Here is a 17171-nt window from a genome sequence, read left to right on the forward strand (position 1 = left end):
TTCCCTTTGGCCTTACCCGAAACGTGAAGGTGCCATTACCCCGATCAACGGTCACACCACCAGCGACAGCAACATGATGAAAATGATGCCGACGATGGACAGGATCGTCTCCATCATGCTCCAGGTCTTGAAGGTTTCTGCCACGGTCATGTTGAAGTACTGTTTCACCAGCCAGAAGCCGGCGTCATTCACATGGGACAGGATCAGCGAGCCGGCACCGGTGGCCAGTACCAACAGCTCACGGTTCACCCCCGGCACCAGGTCGATCACCGGCGCCACGATACCCGCGCCGGTGATGGTGGCGACCGTGGCGGAGCCGGTCGCGATGCGAATCACCGCCGCCACCAGCCATGCCAGCATGATCGGCGAAATTTCTGCCTGCACAGCCATCTGCCCGATCACGTTGCCTACGCCGGTGTCCACCAGCATTTGCTTGAAGCCACCGCCAGCGCCGACGATCAGCACGATGGCGGCAGTCGGTGCCAGGCTCTGGTCGAGCATCTTCATGATCTGCTGGCGATTGAAGCCGCGAGCCGAGCCGAAAGTGTAGAAGGCCAGCAGCAGGGCGGCGAGCAGGGCGGTGATCGGGTGGCCGATCAGGTCCATCCACTGGCGCACGATGTGCTCGGCAGGCAGCACCACGTCGGCGAACGTTTTCAGCAGCATCAACGCGACTGGTAGCAGCACGGTGATCAGGGTGATGCTGAAGCTTGGCAGGTTGCCCTGGTCGGACTCCTTGGCGATCTGGTCCATCAGTTCCTGGGACGGGTTGCCCGGGATGTAGCGGGAGATGAAGTTACCGAACAGAGGGCCGGCAATGATCGCGGTGGGTAGTGCGACGAGCAGACCATAGAAGATGGTCTTGCCAATGTCAGCATGGAAAATGCCGATTGCCAGCAAGGGGCCCGGGTGTGGTGGCACCAGACCGTGCACCACCGACAGGCCGGCCAGCAGCGGAATGCCGATCTTCACCAGCGATACGCCGGAGCGCCGGGCGACGATGAATACCAGTGGAATCAGCAGCACAAAGCCGATTTCGAAGAACAGCGGGATGCCCACCAGGAAGGCGGCGAACATCATCGCCCAATGCACGTTCTTCTTGCCAAAGGCGCGGATGAGGGTTTGCGCGATCTGGTCGGCCCCCCCGGAGTCGGCCATCAGCTTGCCGAGCATGGTGCCCAGGGCGAGCACGATACCGACGAAGCCGAGTACGCCGCCAAAACCGTCCTGGAACGATTTCATGACCTTGGCCACCGGCATGCCGGAGGTCAGGCCCAGGAAGCCGGCCGCGAGGGTGAGGGCGACGAAGGGGTGAACCTTGAAGTGGGTGATCAGCAGGATCAGTCCGACGATGGTAACCATCGCGTCGAGCAGCAGGAAAGTATCAGTAGCCAGTCCGAACATGGTTTGAAGGCCTCGGTCTTATCGTTGTTTTGGGCGTAGCTTTTTGGAGTCTTTGCCCGCTTTACGGGTCGGGGTAGCGCTGTCTTGGGTGAGACGGAAAAACCACCGAGGTCAGGCGGTTTGCGCCAGGCCCGGCTCACCGCAGCGCTTTAGCCAGCGGTCCACCGCTTCGGCCAGTGCTTCGATCGGTTGGGTGGCGTCCAGAGCAAGTGTCAGGGGCTCGCCACGTGGCGATTCCAGGGCAGCGAACTGGCTGTCGATGAGGCTGGCCGGCATGAAGTGTCCTGGGCGAGCCAGCACGCGTTTTTCAGCCTCGGCAGGCGACAGTTCGAGGAACACGAACACCAGCCCGGGCATGGCATCGCGCAGGGTATCGCGGTAGCGGCGCTTGAGTGCCGAGCAGGTCAGGATCGGGCGTTCCCCGGCTTGGGTGGTGGTTTGCAACTCTTTACCAAGGCGGACCAGCCAGCCGGCACGGTCACTGTCATCCAGCGGGATGCCAGCACTCATCTTGCGGATGTTTTCGGCAGGGTGGAAAGCGTCGCCTTCGATCAGGCGGCCGCCGCTTTTGGCAGCGATGGCGGCGCCGATGCAGCTTTTGCCGCAACCGGCCACGCCCATCACCACAATGGCGGACAGGGGAGAATTCATCAGTACCTCCTGCGGGTGAGATAGCGCTGTCTCGCCATTGACGAACAGACACCTCCCCGGTGTTATTGGTCTTGTCCTTACGCAGTATGGACGCCTGGTGGCAAGCGCGTGGTGGCTGCTACCAAAGATTACATTGCCTGCATCCTGAGACAGCGCTACCTTAGTGGCCGTTCCCTATCCTTGCAAGTAGTAAAATTACAACATTCATGTCCCGCACCGGCTCCCGTACTACAGGTCGTCCCACCCTGGCTGAAGTTGCCAGGCTTTCCGGGGTTTCCCCGATTACCGCTTCGCGCGCCTTGCGTGGGGTCAGCACGGTTGCGCCTGACCTGGTGGAAAAGGTCATCGCGGCGGCGGCTAGCCTCGGCTATGTGGCCAACCCGGCGGCCCGGGCGCTGGCCTCGGCGCGCAGCCAGTCGGTGGTGGTGTTGATCCCGTCGTTGTCCAACCAACTGTTCATCGACACCCTGGAGGCCATTCACGAGGTCATGCGCCCGCGCGGGCTCGAGGTGCTGATCGGCAACTATCACTACGACCTTGCCGAAGAAGAGAACTTGATCCGCAATTATCTGGCCTATCAGCCCTGCGGCATTTTGTTGACCGGTTTCGAGCGTAGCGATGCTGCGCGGCAGATGCTGGCTGCCAGCGGCGTGCCGTGTGTGCACATGATGGAGCTCAATGGCGAGCCAGGGGCTTTGTCGGTCGGTTTCTCGCAGCATCAGGCCGGACGTGCTGCTGCACGGCACCTGATCGAACGCGGGCGCAAGCGCCTTGCATTCATTGCCGCGCAGCTGGACCCGAGGGTGATGCAGCGTGCCGAGGGATTCCGTCAGGCATTGGCAGAGGCCGGTTTGCAGGCCGCCGAGCTGGAGGTGTTGGCCCCGGAGCCTTCGTCGATTGCCCTGGGCAGCGCGCTGTTCAGCCAGCTGATGCAGCAGGCGCCGGATGTCGACGGCATTTTCTTCTGTAACGACGACCTGGCCCAAGGCGCGGTGCTGCAGGCCTTGCGTCAAGGGGTGGAGGTGCCACGTCAGGTGGCGATGGTCGGTTTCAACGATTTGCCGGCATCGGCGCATATGGTGCCGCGGCTGACCTCGATTCGCACACCACGGGCTGCGGTGGGGCGGGGCGCAGCGCAAGCGCTGCTGGCGTTGCTGGATGGCAAGCGGGTGACGAACGCGCAGCAGGATCTGGGCTTTGAGCTGATGGTGCGCGAGAGCTCCTGAGAGCGACCGTCAAGGCGTCGGCGCGTCCTCAAGACAGGCGCTGTAGATTTAGATTCTCTGTTGGCGGTCAAGCTTTTCTGAGGTGTTCCATACCCGTTTGTGTCAGGGCGGCAAGGTGCCTGCCTTGGTTTTTACGGTGATGCGTAGATCCAGCGCCGCCCGCGCGGCGCATCGCGAGCAAGCTCGCTCCTACATTTGTTTCGGGCCAATTATTCCTGGGGCAGACGCGCACGTCCCCTTGGCGCTCACCTCGATATCGTGGGGACAAACAGGGCGGTCGCGCGCGCAGGCACAGTTTGTGTCAGGGCGGCAAGGTGCCTGCCTTGGTTTTTACGGTGATGCGTAGATCCAGCGCCGCCCGCGCGGCGCATCGCGAGCAAGCTCGCTCCTACATTTGTTTCAGGCCAATTATTCCTAGGGCAGACGCGCACGTCCCCTTGGCGCTCACCTCGATATCGCGGGGAACAAACAGGGCGGTCGCGCGCGCAGGCGCAGGCGATACTGGCCCGAAACAAATGTAGGAGCGAGCTTGCTCGCGATGCGCCGCGCGGGCGGCGCTGGCTCTCTGAGGCGCCACAAATGCCACGACTTGCCAACGGCGTTCTATGCTCAAGAAACCGCGCATAGGGAGCCCCGCGTCATGTTCGATTTCCATCGCAAGTCTGATTTGGCAGAAATCCAGCGCAGCCGCCAGGCGCTGGCCGATGCGCAAGCCAAACTGGCTGCTATCAGCCGTTCCATGGCGATGATCGAGTTCGCCCCTGACGGTACTATTCTCGACGCTAACGAGCGCTTCTGCCAGGCCATGGGCTACAGCGCCGAAGAGCTGCGAGGTAAGCACCACCGGCTGTTCTGTGAGCCGGACTATGCAAAAAGCGCCGAATACCAGCAACTGTGGCGCGAGTTGGGGCAGGGCAAGGCAATCAGCGGTACGTTCGAGCGCATCGACAAGGCGGGGCGCGAAGTCTGGCTGGAAGCCAGCTACATGCCAGTGCTGGACGAGCAACGGCAAGTCACCAGCGTAATCAAGGTGGCATCTGACATCACCCAGCGGGTGGTGCTGGAGCACGAGAGCGAAAGCCTGCTAAAGGCCATCAGCCGCTCCATGGCGGTGATCGAGTTCACCCCACAAGGCCGGGTGATCAAGGCCAACCAGAATTTTCTCGACACCATGGGCTACCGCCTCGATGAAGTGGTTGGCCACCACCACGGGCTGTTCTGCCTGGCGCAAGAACGCGAATCGGCCCAGTACCGCGAGTTCTGGGCTTCTCTGAACCGTGGCGAGTACCATTCACATCGCTTCGAACGCGTCAACAAGCAAGGCCAGACCGTCTTTCTGGAGGCCTCCTACAACCCGATCTTCGACAGCAAGGGCCGCCTGTGCAAAGTGGTCAAGTTTGCCAGCGACATCACCCATCAGGTCTGCACCCAGCAAAGCGCCGCCCATGCCGCTCATGCCAGTTCGGTGCAGACCGATGCCTGCGCGCGCAAAGGTACCGAGGTGGTGCAACAGGCGGTGCAGGTAATCGAGCAGATTTCCCAAGAGCTTAACGACGCAGCGCGCAGCATCGATGCGGTGAACAAGCAGTCGGATGTGATCGGGCAGATTGTGCTGACCATCCGTGGCATTGCCGACCAGACCAACCTGTTGGCCCTTAACGCAGCCATCGAGGCTGCACGTGCCGGCGAGCACGGGCGCGGCTTTGCCGTGGTGGCCGATGAGGTGCGCAACCTGGCCGCGCGAACCAGCAAGGCCACCCTGGAAATTGTCGATGTGGTGCGGCAGAACCACGACCTGTCGCTATTGGCAGTGGCCAGTATGCAATCGAGCCTCAACCGCACCGGTCACGGCGTGGCGTTGGCCAATGAGGCGGGCACGGTGATCATGGAAATCCAGCAAGGCTCACGGCACGTCGTGGATGCCATCAGCCAGATCAGCTCGACGCTGCAATTGCACTGAGCGCCTCGCGCATCTCGTCAAGCAGTGCCTGCAGGCTGACTTGCAGTTGCGCGCGTTGTTCGGCGGTCGGCAGCCCTAGTGCGTGTGCGTGTTCGATAGCTTCACAGTCTTTGACCACGGTGCGCACCCTGATCATTTTGGCGCCACCCTTGATGCGGTGGGCCAAGGCACGCACTGCGTCATCAGGGGCGTCTGTTGCCAAGGCGCGCAGGGCGGCCAGGTCTTCACCGACACTGATCGACAATTGCTCCAGCAAATGCCGCGTCAACTGTTCGTCGTCCTGGGTCAGGTGGCGCAATTCGGCCAGGTCGAACCCACTATGGCAGGGGGCCGGCGACGGCTGCTGAGGGTGCACCAGGGGCAGATGGGTCTTGAGTGTGCGCAAGCCAATCGGCTTGAACAGGCATTCGTCCATGCCGCTGGCCAGGCAGCGAGTACGCTCCTCGGCCTGGGCGTTGGCGGTTACCCCAAGAATACGGCCTGCCGGCAGGCCGCGCTCGACCTCCAGGCTGCGAATGCGCCGGGTGAGTTCATGCCCGTCCATGACCGGCATGCTGCAATCGGTAATCACCAGGTCGAAACTCGCGTCCTGCCAGCGTGCGAGGGCGATTTCGCCATTTTCCGCCAGTGTCACGTGGTGTCCCAGGGTTTGCAGTTGCCGTTCCAGCAATAGCAGGTTGGCCGGGTAGTCGTCGACCACCAGGATATTGAGCGGGCCGCTGCTGCTTTCAGGCGCCGTGAGTTGCTCTTCCGCTTGTGCCGGTGCTGCGCAGACGGGCAACTGCAGGTTGACTTGCACCCGGGTGCCAACGCCCTCGACGCTCTGAAGGCTCAAGGAGCCGCCCATCAGTTCGGCCAGGGTACGGCTGATGACCAACCCCAAGCCAGCCCCTTGACGTGCCCTGGGCCCATCGACCTGAACGAAGGCATTGAACAGCCTGGCCTGGTCGGCGGGACTGATGCCGATGCCGGTGTCGCGCACATTCAGCTCGATTGCCAGATTGCCGTGGCCGGCAACTTTGGGTAGCAGCAGACATGCCTGGACTTCACCACGGTCGGTGAACTTGATGGCGTTGCTGATCAGGTTGGACAGAATTTGTTTGAGTCGCAGTGGGTCAGCCAGCACCCATACCGGTTCTGCCGGCAGCTCGCCCTGCAGATGCAACCCTTTGGCCCGGGCATTGCCTTCGAACACCCGCAGCGTGGCGCGCACCAGCTCGACCAGATTGGTAGGCACCGGCTGCAGGCTGATGTGCCCGGATTCGATGCGAGAAATATCGAGAATATCGCCAATCAGCTCAAGCAGGCCAATGGCCGAATCATGGGCGGTCTGCAAGGTCTGGGAGTCGCTGCGGCCGCTGCGGCTATCTTCCAGGGCCAGTTCCAGCAGACCGATCACGGCATTCATCGGGGTACGGATTTCATGGCTCATGGTGGCCAGGAAGGTGCTTTTGGTCTGGCTGGCCTGTTCAGCGTCGTCCTTGGCCTGGCGTAACTGCTCCAGCAGCCCGCGGCTCAGCGCAAGCTGTGCCTGCAGCGCGTGCTGTGCCTCGGTTCGCTGGTTGATCAGCTTGCGCAGGTAGCTGTTCCAGAACACCACCCCGGCCAGCAGCAGGGCCGACAGTACGAGCACCTGCAAGGCCAGGGTGCGGTAGTCGCGCCATGGGCTGTCGCTCACCAGTGTGCTGGTACGCCAGCGGTTGATCAGTTGGTCGAGTTCTTCAGGCGGAATGCTTAGCAGCGCCTTGTCGAGAATGGCCTGCAACTGGGGCTGGTCGGCGGCTACGGCAAAAGCGGCAATGGCCGGGGCATCGTCGAGCACGCCGGCGATGCGCAAACGTTCCTTGAACACATGGCTGATGTAATAGGTAGCATTGATATGGCTGCTCAGGGCCACGTCGGCAACACCGTTGGCCACGGCCTCCATCTGGGCGAGGGGGTTGTCAACTTCGACCAGCTCGGCCTGTGGGTATCGCTGTTGCAAAACGGCCTCCTGGGGGGAACCGCGCACCAAGGCGATGCGCTTGCCATCCAGGTTCTTGGCCTGTGCAGATGATTCGCCGTCGTCACGGGTGACGAGCACGCGCGGGCTGACCAGGTAGGGGCGGGTGTAGCGCAGTTGCTTCAAGCGGTCGGCGCCATAGCCCAGCGCGCCGATCATCTGTGCCTCGCCGTGGACCAGGCGGTCGATCATGACCTGCGATGAAGCACTCTCGACCGGTTTGAACTGCAGCCCCGTGCGCAATGAGATCTGCTTGAGCAGGTCCAGGGTGATACCGCTAGGGCGGTGCTGAGCATCATTGAACGTCAAAGGTGCCAGCGAGGTATTGACCAGTACGCTGATCGTGGGGTGGGCGGTGATCCAGGATTCTTCTTCTTCGCTCAAGGCAGTGAGGTGGCGCTGCAGCAGCAGGCTGGTGTTACCACTGCTCCAACGGCGCAGAATGTTCAAACGTTCACTTTCGCTTATACGTGACAGCGCCTTGTCCACCAGCCGATGCAAGCGCGGGTTGTCGCTGGCGATGGCGAAGGCAAAAGCTTCTGGGGCCAGTTGGGAGAAATGGTCGATTTTCAACGTGCCCTGAAAACTTTTGCCGATCATGTAGTCGGTGCTGATGGCATCGCCCAGATAGGCGTCTGCCTCGCCCAGCACGACGGCAGCGAGCCCGGCCAGGGTCGAGCGGTACAGGCTCAGTTGCGCCTTGGGGTACTGGGCGCGAACGCTGGCGGCCGGCAGGTAATGATCGACCATCGCCAGGCGCAGGCCGGCAAGGTTGGGCGTGCTTTTCAAGCTGCGCCCCTCGAGGGTGACGATCACTGGCAGGTCGTCGGCATAGGGGGTGCTCAGGCTAAGTTGGGCGTCCGCCGCTTCGAAAGCGTTGGAGCTACCCAGCAAGTCGATACGGCCATCACGCAGGGCAGTGATGGCCTCGTGACGGCTGTCAAAACGGCGTACTTCAATGGGTATGTCAAGCTGTTCGCCGATGATGCCGGCGTAGTCTGCACTCAACCCCTCATAGTCATGCTGACTCACGTTGATTTCGAACGGGGGGTAGTCGGGGCGCGCACTGCCCAGTACCAGGCGTTGGTGTTGTTTCAGCCAGTTGCGGTCCTCGCCGGATAACGCCAGCGGGGCAGCGGCACTGATTGAGCGTGCCAGCAGATGGCGTGGTTCGCTGCTGGCCTGCAGCACCATGGAGTTGGCCAGACCTAGAGCCAGAAGGACGCTCGCCAGCAGCTGTTTCATGGCAGCCGAGCGCTCAATAGACGTTGTTGCGCTTGGCCAGGTCGACCATTTCCACCAGCGACTCGGTCTTGAGCTTTTCCATGATACGGCCCCGATAGGTGCTGATTGTCTTCGCGCTGAGGTTCATGCAAGTGCCGATGTTCTTGTTGTTCTCGCCGCGCGCGAGGCGCCGCAGCACTTCCATTTCCCGGTTGGAGAGACTGGCCAGGCGCACTGGCTCGCTCTCCAGCGAGTTGCTGTTGACCGACATCTGCGGAAAGGTCGAATAACCCTTGGTCAGGGCCTTGAGGGCGAACAGCAGAGCCTCGTGGTCCTCTTCCTTGGTGACGAAGGCGCCTATCCCGGCATCCAGGCAGCGGCGTACATACAGGTCAGTGGCCTGGCCGGTCAGCACCATGATCTTCGGTACCGGCTCCAGGCTCTGCAATCGCTTGATGACTTCCATACCGTCCAGGCCAGGCAGGCCGATGTCGAGGATGACCACGTCCGGGCGCAGTTCGCGGGCTACCTGAGCCACTTCACTGCCATTGCCGACCTCGCCGACGACATGGAAGCGCTCGCGCTCGAGCAGTAGGCGCAAGGACAGCCGGACAATAGGGTGGTCGTCGACGATCAGCACGGTTGTCATGAGGAAAACTCCTGTAGGGATGTGGTCCGCTTCCTGGAACACTCAGGAATACGTCTGCAAGTGGGGTTATCGGAAGCGCTGCACGATACGACCATTCCCGAAGTTTGGTAATGCCGAGTATAGAAGTGTTGAAATCCTCAGTGCTTATTGTTGAAAAATCCTACAAGAAACAGGAAAGACATCACCCTGAAACAGCGGTGATGCCGATTCTTTGCAGTTGCTCAGGCGCAGGCTGCGTGCGGTTTGTGTATACGCAGTGTGGAGGCAGGGTTGTTGGCCAATGCCTGCCCGACCCGCGTCGGGCGGGCTACCAACTGCCCGGTACAATTCGGGCAGCGGCCTTGGAAGCGGGTTTCGGCACAGGCACGGCAGAACGTGCATTCGAAGGAGCAGATCAGAGCGTCGGGGCTGTCACCCGGCAGGTCGGCATCACAACACTCGCAGTTGGGGCGTAACTCCAGCATGGGCATGACTCCTGTTCGCAGGCGGAAACCCGGAGTCTGCTACGCCCGAGGCAAGGCTGGCAATGTTCAGTCGCCAGGGCGGTACAGGTGGGCATGCCCGGCACGGTACAAGGCCGATTCGGCGAACGGCGTATCCCCCAGTACATGACCTACCAGGATCAGCGCCGTGCGCCGGAAATCCTTGGCCGCTACGCGTTCGACAATGTCACCGAGGTTGCCGCGCACCCAATCCTGGTCTGGCCAGGTGGCCCGATGCACCACCGCAACCGGGCAGTGCGCGCCATAGTGCGGCACCAACTCATCGACAATGCGCGACAGGTGCTTGACCCCCAGATGAATTGCCAGGGTGCTGCCATGGCGCGCCAGGTCGCCCAATTGCTCACCAGGTGGCATGGGCGAACTGTCGCCATAACGGGTGAGGATCACCGTCTGCGCCACTTCAGGCAAGGTCAGCTCGCAGCCGAGCAGGGCGGCGCTCGCTGCCGTGGCGGTAACGCCGGGGATGACCTGGTAATCGATGCCTAGCGCCTGCAGGTGGCGGATCTGCTCACCGATGGCGCCGTACAGGCTGGGGTCGCCGCTATGCACCCGGGCCACATCCTGACCTTGTTCGTGCGCGCTGCGCATGGCAGCGATGATCTGTTCCAGATGCAGTTCGGCGCTGTTGATCACGGTTTCGGCCTGGTGGCCTTCGAGCACGGCGGCGGGCACCAGTGAACCGGCATAAATGATCACTGGGCACTGACGAATCAGCCGTTGGCCCTTGACCGTGATCAGCTCCGGGTCGCCGGGGCCGGCACCGATAAAGTAGATGGTCATGCTAAGTCCTGGCAAGAAAGAGGGTACGAAACGTTCAGCAGGCCAGGGCGAGCGTCGCCGGGCCCAGTACCTGGCGCGTCAGTAGCAGGCTGGCTGTACCCTGCCGCTGGCTGGCCAGGGCCAGTGCCGCGCTCTCGGCTACGCCCCAGCAGCCGCTGTGCCGGTAGGCAGCGGCGGACCGGTGGCTGAGCAGTGGTTCATAGGGTTGCAGTTGCGCGACATGGTACAGCACCAAAGGCAAACCTAGGTGCTCTGCCAGTTGCAACAACCCGGGCTCGTCGGCCTTCAGGCTGATGCTTGCGATGCCGCGCAGGTCAGCCAACGCCAGGCCCTGGTCGTCCAGAGCCTGGTGCAGCAAGCGATGCAAGGTGTCCGCCGGGCAACCCCGGCGGCAGCCAAAACCAGCGTAGAAGGCAGGCATCAAGCCTGGCTGGAACGGCGGAACAGCCAGGCGCTGAGCAGGCCCAAGGCCAGCCAGAAGGCGGCGTTGGTCAGCCAGGAGGCGACTTTGAACTGGGTTTCCAATGCTTCGGGGGCCAGGCTTTCGTGCACCTCCGGTTGCGGCGCACCGATGACATGAGGCATGACCAGCAGCACGGCGCCCAGCGCCTTCAGCAGCCAGTGGCGGGCAAACACCAGCAAGGCCAGGCCCAGCGCAGTGGCACTGGCTGTACCGACCCACCAGGTCTGGCGTTGCCCCAGGTCGGCGGCCGCAGTACCTGGCAGTTCTGGTGGCAAGCCCAGGGTTGGGGCCAGGCAGAACACGGCGAAGCCAGCCAACCCCCACAATGCGCCAGTGGCGGCGCGTTTGGGCTCGCGAAGGCTGTAAAGGGCGGCGAGGATCAGGGCGAAGCCGACCGCGACCACCAGGTTGCCGCCTGTGGTGGACAGCACGCGCTGCCAGCCGTCTTCCGGCGACCAGGCTTCGGCGCTGTGTTCATGAGCGGCCACTTCGCTACCGTGTTCGTGGTGTGCGGCCGGGGCCGAGGACTCGTAGGTTTCCGCCTCCAGAATCAGCGGAGCAACCCAGAAGCTTTGCAGCAAGGTCAGCAACAGGGCTGCAAGGAGCCCGCTGAAGCCCGCAGTACGGGCAATGCGCGTGATCATCAGGCGTACTCAGTGGCAGGGGAAGGCGGCGCTGTGGCGGGTGTCGTGGGCGGCGTTGTGCACGGCCTCAATGTGCGAGAACCCGGCAAAGTAGACCAGGCACAGACCCAGCAAGCTGGCACCGACGGCGATGGTTACACGCCGGCTGAGGGTAACGGGGGTAGCAAGGCTGTGTTGTTTGGCGCTGGTGACGGGCATGACGCGATCCTCTGCTTTTTTGTGGGCAACGGGCGAGCGCGGCAGCCCCGGACGTGGTCGCCCAAGGGAATGCAACAGCGCCCGCCCACCGCGGGGTGTTCATGAACGTCAGGCCGGTCTCCGGGCTTGCGAGGAAGAGCTGGGCTCCTGGAACGCGTCACCTTCCCATGCCGTACTACAAGGCACAGTGGTACAGACGCTTCACTCGCTTACCGTTGCGGGGGCAGCACCGGCATTGTCCGGCCCTGCAGAAGGGCCTGGGACGCACCGGTTTCCCGTTTCACCCCGTGAGGGGCACCTGAACGCGAGGCATAAGGAGAGCATGGGGCGGGCTTGGCGTCAATGTCATACACAGCGCGAGGCTGTCGAACAGCAGGTACTACAGGCTCAGGCCCGCAGGCAGAAGTGCAGGAACCGGGCGTTCACCCGCGGGCGAATGCCGCCAGCTTGTCGCCATCCAGCCGGTAACGCACCCACTCATCCTGCGCCTCGGCCCCCAGTTTCTGGTAGAAGCCGATCGCTGGCTCGTTCCAGTCCAGCACGCTCCATTCCAGGCGCCCGCAGTTGTTCGCCACCGCTTCGCGGGCAATGTGCTGCAACAACTGCCGGCCAGCGCCATCGCCGCGTTGTTCGGGGGTTACGTACAGGTCTTCCAGATAGATGCCATTGCGCCCGAGCCAGGTCGAGTAGCTGTAGAAGTACACGGCAAAGCCGATTGCACGGCCATCACGCTCGCACATCAGGGCGTGCACAGTGCTGCCTTCTTCGAACAGGCTGTGCTCGATGTCGGCAAGGGTGGCGACTACCTCGTGGCGAGCGCGTTCGTATTCGGCCAGTTCGGTGATGAAGGTGAGGATCTGCTCGGCATCGGTATGCACGGCAGGGCGAATGGTGAGGCTCATGGTGACGGCTTCCTTGGTCCGGATTGGCGATACAGTGATGTGTATCTACGTAATTTAATCAAACTGTACCAGTCGCTGGGAAAGGCGACTCCGGTAGTGTGACAGCACCTATAAAGAAAGTGGAATGCCCGCCATGCTTGCCTCTGCCGACCTGCTGACCGCCTTCGTGCTGTTTGCCTTCGTGTCTTCCATCACGCCAGGCCCCAACAACACCATGTTGCTGGCCTCGGGGGTAAACTTCGGCGTGCGCCGCTCGGTCCCTCACGCCTTGGGTATCAGCTTTGGTTTCATGGTGATGGTACTGGCCGTCGGCCTGGGGCTGGGCGAGGTGTTCAAGGCCTGGCCGCCACTGTACACAGTGCTGCGCTACACTGGCGCCGCCTATCTGCTGTACCTGGCCTGGAAGATCGCCACTTCCGGGCCGGTCGGCACGGCCTCGTCCAGTGCCCGCAAACCGCTGGGCTTCTGGGGAGCAGCGGCGTTCCAGTGGGTCAACCCGAAGGCCTGGGTGATGGCGGTGGGGGCGATTACCACCTACACACCCGCGCAAGGCTATGTAACCAACGTGATCGTCATTGCGGCCTTGTTCGCTTTGGTCAACCTGCCGAGCGTGGGGGTATGGGTGATGTTCGGCAGCGCCCTGCGCAACCTGTTGCAGCATTCGCGCTGGCTGATGCTGTTCAATGTCGTGATGGCCCTGTTGCTGGTGATTTCACTGTACCCGCTGCTGTTTGTAGAATCAGCGTTTTCCTGACCCCGAGAGTACAGTAAGCCCATGCAGTTGATCCCCTGGTCCCACGAATGCGCCGAAGGTTTCACCCTGCGTGGCTGGCGAACCCCGGCCAGTGGCAAACCGCTGCTGCATTTCCTGCATGGCAACGGCTTCTGTTGCCTGACCTATCAACCGCTGCTGATGCGCCTGGGCGAGCATTTCGACCTGTGGCTTTGCGACGTTCAAGGCCATGGCGACAGTGACCATGGCGGGGTGTTTCGCGGCTGGAACCGCTCCGCTGCCTTGGCGGTGGAGGCCTTTCAGGGCGGGCGTGGCGAATATGGCGACGTACAGCGGTTTGCCGTAGGTCACAGCTTCGGTGGCGTGCTCACAGGGCTGATCCTGGGCAGTGAGCCGCAACTGTTCGCACGTGCCGTGCTGCTCGACCCGGTACTGTTCAGCCGACGCATGATCGGCGTGATGGGGGCGGCAGCCCTGGTCGGCCTGCATCAGCGCCACGGCCTGGCCCGCAAGGCTGCCAGCCGCCGCAGCCACTGGCCCGATCGCGAGTCGGCGTTGGCCTCGCTGGAAGGGCGCGGCATCTTCAAAGGCTGGACACATGCGGCACTGCAGGCCTATGTCGAGCATGCCATCGGGGATTGTGGCGAGGCTGTGGTGCTCAAGTGCCGGCCCAGCCGTGAAGTGGAAATCTTCAGCTCGTTCCCTAAACGCTTGTGGGCCAGTCTGGCTGCAATCAGGACGCCGACACGAGTGTTGTATGGCGAAGACACCTATCCCTTTGTGCCACATTCGGTGAATCGCCTGGCGCTGCTAAACCGCAATGTGACCGCACGGCAAGTTCCCGGTGGGCACTGTTTCATGCAGGAAGACCCGGCCATGGCGGCCGAGCAGGTGCTCGGTTTCTTGCAGGTTTGACTGTTCTGCAGGTGGGACGAAGCATGCCATTTTAGTCAGCTACCGCTTGATTGGCATCATTGATAAGGTTATCTCAACCAAGAGAGGAGCCTTCTCATGAAAAAGATTCTGGGTATTCACCGCAGCCCTCACGCCCATTGGGTGGGTGATGGTTTTCCGGTGCGCAGCCTGTTCACCTACGACAACCTGGCCAGCCGGATAAGCCCGTTCCTGCTGCTGGACTACGCCGGTCCGCATGATTTCGCCCCGACCCAGGCCCGACGCGGTGTAGGCCAGCATCCGCATCGCGGCTTCGAGACGGTGACCATCGTCTACCAGGGTGAACTGGAGCACCGTGACTCTACCGGTGCTGGCGGCTTGATCGGCCCTGGTGACGTGCAGTGGATGACGGCTGCCAACGGCATCATCCATGAAGAGTTTCATTCTCCTGGCTTTGCCCGCAGTGGTGGCACATTGGAAATGGTCCAGTTATGGGTGAACCTGCCGGCGCGGGACAAGCGTGCAGCGGCCGGCTACCAGACGCTGCTGGCCGGCGAAATTCCGGTGGTAGCGATGGACGGTGATGCCGGGAGCTTGCGGGTGATTGCTGGTGACTACCATGGGCACCAGGGGCCGGCGCGGACCTTCACGGCGATGGATGTGTGGGATTTGCGGCTCAACGCCGGCGCGACCCTGCAGTTGCCGGTTGCTGCCGGTCGCAATGCGGCGCTGGTGGTGTTGCGAGGTAACGTTCGAATCAATAGCGAGCGCGAAGCAGGCCCGTCCAGCCTGGTGCTGCTCGACCGGGAGGGTGTAGACGTAGCCGTCGAGGCGCTGGACGGCGCCAGTGTGCTGCTGCTCAGCAGTGAGCCAATCGATGAGCCGATTGTCGGCTACGGCCCATTCGTGATGAACAGTCAGGCGGAGATTGCCGAGTCGTTCGATGATTTCCATGCCGGGCGGTTTGGGCAGATGCAGGATGAGAGGGGAGGTGCCGCGCACTGATCCTGTTGATTGGGTGGCCTGCCCCGGCCCTTTCGCTGGCAGGCCATCTCCCCAGCGACCCGGCTGGATCCTGGCCAATGCGGTGTCGTCCGAGACCACTCGTCGTCAAGTCTGCAATTGCATTCGAACATACGGCGCACGCAGAGAATCTTCCACTAAGGTGCTAAAGGATTCCTCGCAAGCTCATTGCCCGGGCGCATGGAAAGCTGGCCGAGCATGTGCAATATCAATTGGCGCCCCGCCCGACAAAGGCGTACTCCCAAACAACAGGCCATCCCGCAGAGAGGGTCGTACCATGTCGTTGATAGGCGTTTCGATACTAGAAATGCGGCAAATGATCGAGCAGGCCTGCTTGCCAGATCGCTGTGAAGTCAGCTGCCCGGACGGCGTCAACCTGACCATCCGCCTGGGTCAGGGCCAGGATCTCGATCAAGGGGTGACCCTCAGTGGGGTCGCCCTGCAAGATCTCAACAGTTGCCGTGATCTGGTCAACCTGGTGGAGCAGCTGCATGCGCTGCGTGACAGCCACCCGACGTCACTCAAGGCCATTGCCTGAGCGCACCTGTCGTGCCCGGGGCAGCCCAGGCTGGCCCGGGCTCTTGCATTCTGGCTGCTGATTAGAGCGCGCAGATATCAGCGCTGGCAGCCTCAGCGCCGCCCCGGTTGCCGCTGTTCGGCTTATTGCAGTTCCAGCAACAGGTTCAGGCCACCGTCTCCGCACTTACCCTTGTCACGGACCACGCCATGGTAACTCCGTCCATCCCAGACGAAGGCCACACTGTGAGCGCGGTCGATCTTGTCGGGCAATGGGGGGCAAATGTGCAAGCGCAGCCCTGGGAGGCCTTGCAGGTTGAGGGTGGCCAGCTGGCATTGGCATTCCACACTTTGCGCCACGGGGCCGAACAGGGTGTCGCGTACGTAATCGAGCTGCAGCGAGGCATTGGGGGCGCGGCCAGGCATCTTCATCGGTACATGGCTCCGGTGCAGCGGCTCGAAGAACCAGGCAGGTTTGGCATGGCAGGCTCCAGACAAAAGTAGGCGGCTTATCATTCGAAGCTTGCCTGGCCAAGATGTTCAATGTGTTTCATGTGGGTTCATCTTGTTTTGCGCTGGGCGGCAGAGGACTGACCCTGTTCAGGCACCCGCCTTGCGCAAGGTCAGGTTGATCCGCCGTTCACCCAGGCGCGGATGGACACCGGGCTTGATCGGTAGCACGCCGTGGAAGCGCAAGCGGTCTTCGCCGCCCCAGACCAGCACATCGCCGTGGCTCAGTGCAATGCGCTGAGCCTTGTCGGCACGCTGCAGGCCGCCAAACAGGAACACGGCTGGCAAACCCAGCGACACCGACACGATCGGCTGGCCGAAATCCTGCTCGTCGCGGTCCTGGTGCAGGCTCAGGCGTGTGCCTGGCAGGTAATGGTTGACCAGGCAGGCATCCGGCACGAAACCGTCAAACCCGGCCATGGCTGCCGCGCGGGAGGCCAACGCGAGCAGAACCGGGGGCAGGGCGGGCCAGGGCTGGCCACTGAGTGGGTCGTTGGGGCTGTATCGGTAGCCGTGTTGATCACTCACCCAACCCAACGTACCGCAGTTGGTCAGCCCTACTGCCATGCGCAGGCCTCCTGGGGTGTACATGTGCCGGAACGGCGCGGCACGCAACACCGGACGCAGGGCATCGAGCAGCGCCTCGGTTTCGGCCAGGGCAAAGCCAGGCAGCAGCACGGTATGGCTGGCCAGGGGTTGCGGCTGGGGGCCGAACAGGTCGAGGTCGGACTGGATCATGCGGCTGCACATCTTCGATCGGTTTGCCATTGTACCTCGACAGATACAACCCAAGGGCTTGCACATGCTGACCGGATCGAAACATTGCAGAGGGCGGGACAACAGAAAAAGGAACCGCGGCACCAGGGAGAGGAGCACCGCGGTTCAAGGG

At 62.3% G+C, this 17171-nt stretch carries 17 protein-coding genes, 2 pseudogenes and 1 riboswitch; of the genes and pseudogenes, 7 read left to right on the forward strand and 12 right to left on the reverse strand.

Features of this window, described 5'->3' with window-relative positions; translation table 11 throughout:
* Positions 1 to 51 precede the first annotated feature (51 nt).
* The gene (locus AC3B5Q_RS12860; protein ID WP_021782986.1) at positions 52 to 1404 is read right to left on the reverse strand and encodes a GntP family permease; all 1353 of its coding nucleotides are present in this window, start codon (positions 1402 to 1404) and stop codon (positions 52 to 54) included.
* A 111-nt stretch (positions 1405 to 1515) separates the two neighbouring features.
* The gene (locus AC3B5Q_RS12865; protein WP_103444464.1) at positions 1516 to 2055 is read right to left on the reverse strand and encodes a gluconokinase; all 540 of its coding nucleotides are present in this window, start codon (positions 2053 to 2055) and stop codon (positions 1516 to 1518) included.
* 206 nt (positions 2056 to 2261) lie between these two features.
* On the opposite strand from AC3B5Q_RS12865, the gene gnuR reads away from it, so the two are divergent.
* The 3 genes and pseudogenes from gnuR to AC3B5Q_RS12880 form a co-directional block, all read left to right on the forward strand.
* A complete protein-coding gene (gene gnuR, locus AC3B5Q_RS12870) occupies positions 2262 to 3281 on the forward strand; it encodes a transcriptional regulator GnuR (RefSeq protein ID WP_021782988.1) in 1020 nt (339 codons plus the stop codon).
* 640 nt (positions 3282 to 3921) lie between these two features.
* A pseudogene (locus AC3B5Q_RS12875) lies at positions 3922 to 4704 on the forward strand (PAS domain-containing protein); the annotation flags it as partial.
* 117 nt (positions 4705 to 4821) lie between these two features.
* Positions 4822 to 5241: pseudogene (locus AC3B5Q_RS12880) on the forward strand (methyl-accepting chemotaxis protein); the annotation flags it as partial.
* On the opposite strand, the gene AC3B5Q_RS12885 reads toward AC3B5Q_RS12880, so the two are convergent.
* From AC3B5Q_RS12885 to AC3B5Q_RS12920, 8 genes are all read right to left on the reverse strand, one after another.
* Positions 5216 to 8488 carry a transporter substrate-binding domain-containing protein gene (locus AC3B5Q_RS12885; RefSeq protein WP_103444462.1) on the reverse strand — a complete coding sequence of 1091 codons (3273 nt, stop codon included), beginning with the start codon at positions 8486 to 8488 and terminating at the stop codon, positions 5216 to 5218. The pseudogene AC3B5Q_RS12880 and the gene AC3B5Q_RS12885 overlap by 26 nt on opposite strands.
* Positions 8489 to 8501: 13 nt before the next feature.
* Entirely contained in the window at positions 8502 to 9116 is a 615-nt protein-coding gene (locus tag AC3B5Q_RS12890; RefSeq protein WP_021783828.1) for a response regulator transcription factor, read from the reverse strand.
* A gap of 221 nt (positions 9117 to 9337) precedes the next feature.
* Positions 9338 to 9580 (reverse strand): DUF1272 domain-containing protein, encoded by a 243-nt coding sequence (locus AC3B5Q_RS12895; protein WP_021783827.1) that lies wholly within the window; start codon positions 9578 to 9580, stop codon positions 9338 to 9340.
* 66 nt (positions 9581 to 9646) lie between these two features.
* Positions 9647 to 10399, reverse strand: coding sequence for a precorrin-4 C(11)-methyltransferase (cobM, locus tag AC3B5Q_RS12900; protein ID WP_103469708.1), 753 nt, complete (start codon positions 10397 to 10399; stop codon positions 9647 to 9649).
* 34 nt (positions 10400 to 10433) lie between these two features.
* Positions 10434 to 10820 (reverse strand): cobalamin biosynthesis protein, encoded by a 387-nt coding sequence (locus tag AC3B5Q_RS12905; protein ID WP_103462457.1) that lies wholly within the window; start codon positions 10818 to 10820, stop codon positions 10434 to 10436.
* Complete coding sequence (locus AC3B5Q_RS12910; RefSeq protein WP_021783824.1) at positions 10820 to 11506, reverse strand: CbtA family protein; 687 nt, start codon at positions 11504 to 11506, stop codon at positions 10820 to 10822. Before AC3B5Q_RS12910 ends, AC3B5Q_RS12905 begins: the two co-directional genes overlap by 1 nt.
* A gap of 9 nt (positions 11507 to 11515) precedes the next feature.
* The gene (locus AC3B5Q_RS12915; protein WP_021783823.1) at positions 11516 to 11704 is read right to left on the reverse strand and encodes a CbtB domain-containing protein; all 189 of its coding nucleotides are present in this window, start codon (positions 11702 to 11704) and stop codon (positions 11516 to 11518) included.
* Between the two features lie 94 nt (positions 11705 to 11798).
* Positions 11799 to 12021: riboswitch (cobalamin riboswitch) on the reverse strand.
* Positions 12022 to 12126: 105 nt separating this feature from the next.
* Positions 12127 to 12606: a GNAT family N-acetyltransferase gene (locus tag AC3B5Q_RS12920; RefSeq protein ID WP_274119357.1), complete on the reverse strand. Its 480-nt coding sequence runs from the start codon at positions 12604 to 12606 to the stop codon at positions 12127 to 12129.
* Positions 12607 to 12730: 124 nt separating this feature from the next.
* On the opposite strand from AC3B5Q_RS12920, the gene AC3B5Q_RS12925 reads away from it, so the two are divergent.
* The 4 genes from AC3B5Q_RS12925 (at position 12731) to AC3B5Q_RS12940 (ending at position 15794) form a co-directional block, all read left to right on the forward strand.
* Positions 12731 to 13360, forward strand: coding sequence for a LysE family translocator (locus AC3B5Q_RS12925; protein WP_021783821.1), 630 nt, complete (start codon positions 12731 to 12733; stop codon positions 13358 to 13360).
* A gap of 21 nt (positions 13361 to 13381) precedes the next feature.
* The gene (locus AC3B5Q_RS12930) at positions 13382 to 14254 is read left to right on the forward strand and encodes an alpha/beta fold hydrolase (protein ID WP_021783820.1); all 873 of its coding nucleotides are present in this window, start codon (positions 13382 to 13384) and stop codon (positions 14252 to 14254) included.
* A gap of 96 nt (positions 14255 to 14350) precedes the next feature.
* Complete coding sequence (locus tag AC3B5Q_RS12935; protein ID WP_488393117.1) at positions 14351 to 15238, forward strand: pirin family protein; 888 nt, start codon at positions 14351 to 14353, stop codon at positions 15236 to 15238.
* Positions 15239 to 15533: 295 nt separating this feature from the next.
* Entirely contained in the window at positions 15534 to 15794 is a 261-nt protein-coding gene (locus AC3B5Q_RS12940; RefSeq protein ID WP_103444459.1) for a DUF1652 domain-containing protein, read from the forward strand.
* A 122-nt stretch (positions 15795 to 15916) separates the two neighbouring features.
* Here AC3B5Q_RS12940 and AC3B5Q_RS12945 read toward each other — a convergent pair whose 3' ends face one another.
* Together AC3B5Q_RS12945 and alkB are read right to left on the reverse strand one after the other, a co-directional pair.
* Positions 15917 to 16204: a hypothetical protein gene (locus tag AC3B5Q_RS12945; RefSeq protein ID WP_021783817.1), complete on the reverse strand. Its 288-nt coding sequence runs from the start codon at positions 16202 to 16204 to the stop codon at positions 15917 to 15919.
* Between the two features lie 168 nt (positions 16205 to 16372).
* Positions 16373 to 17020: a DNA oxidative demethylase AlkB gene (alkB, locus tag AC3B5Q_RS12950; RefSeq protein WP_028698267.1), complete on the reverse strand. Its 648-nt coding sequence runs from the start codon at positions 17018 to 17020 to the stop codon at positions 16373 to 16375.
* Positions 17021 to 17171 lie beyond the last annotated feature (151 nt).

Source organism: Pseudomonas sp. D5(2026) (assembly GCF_057766845.1).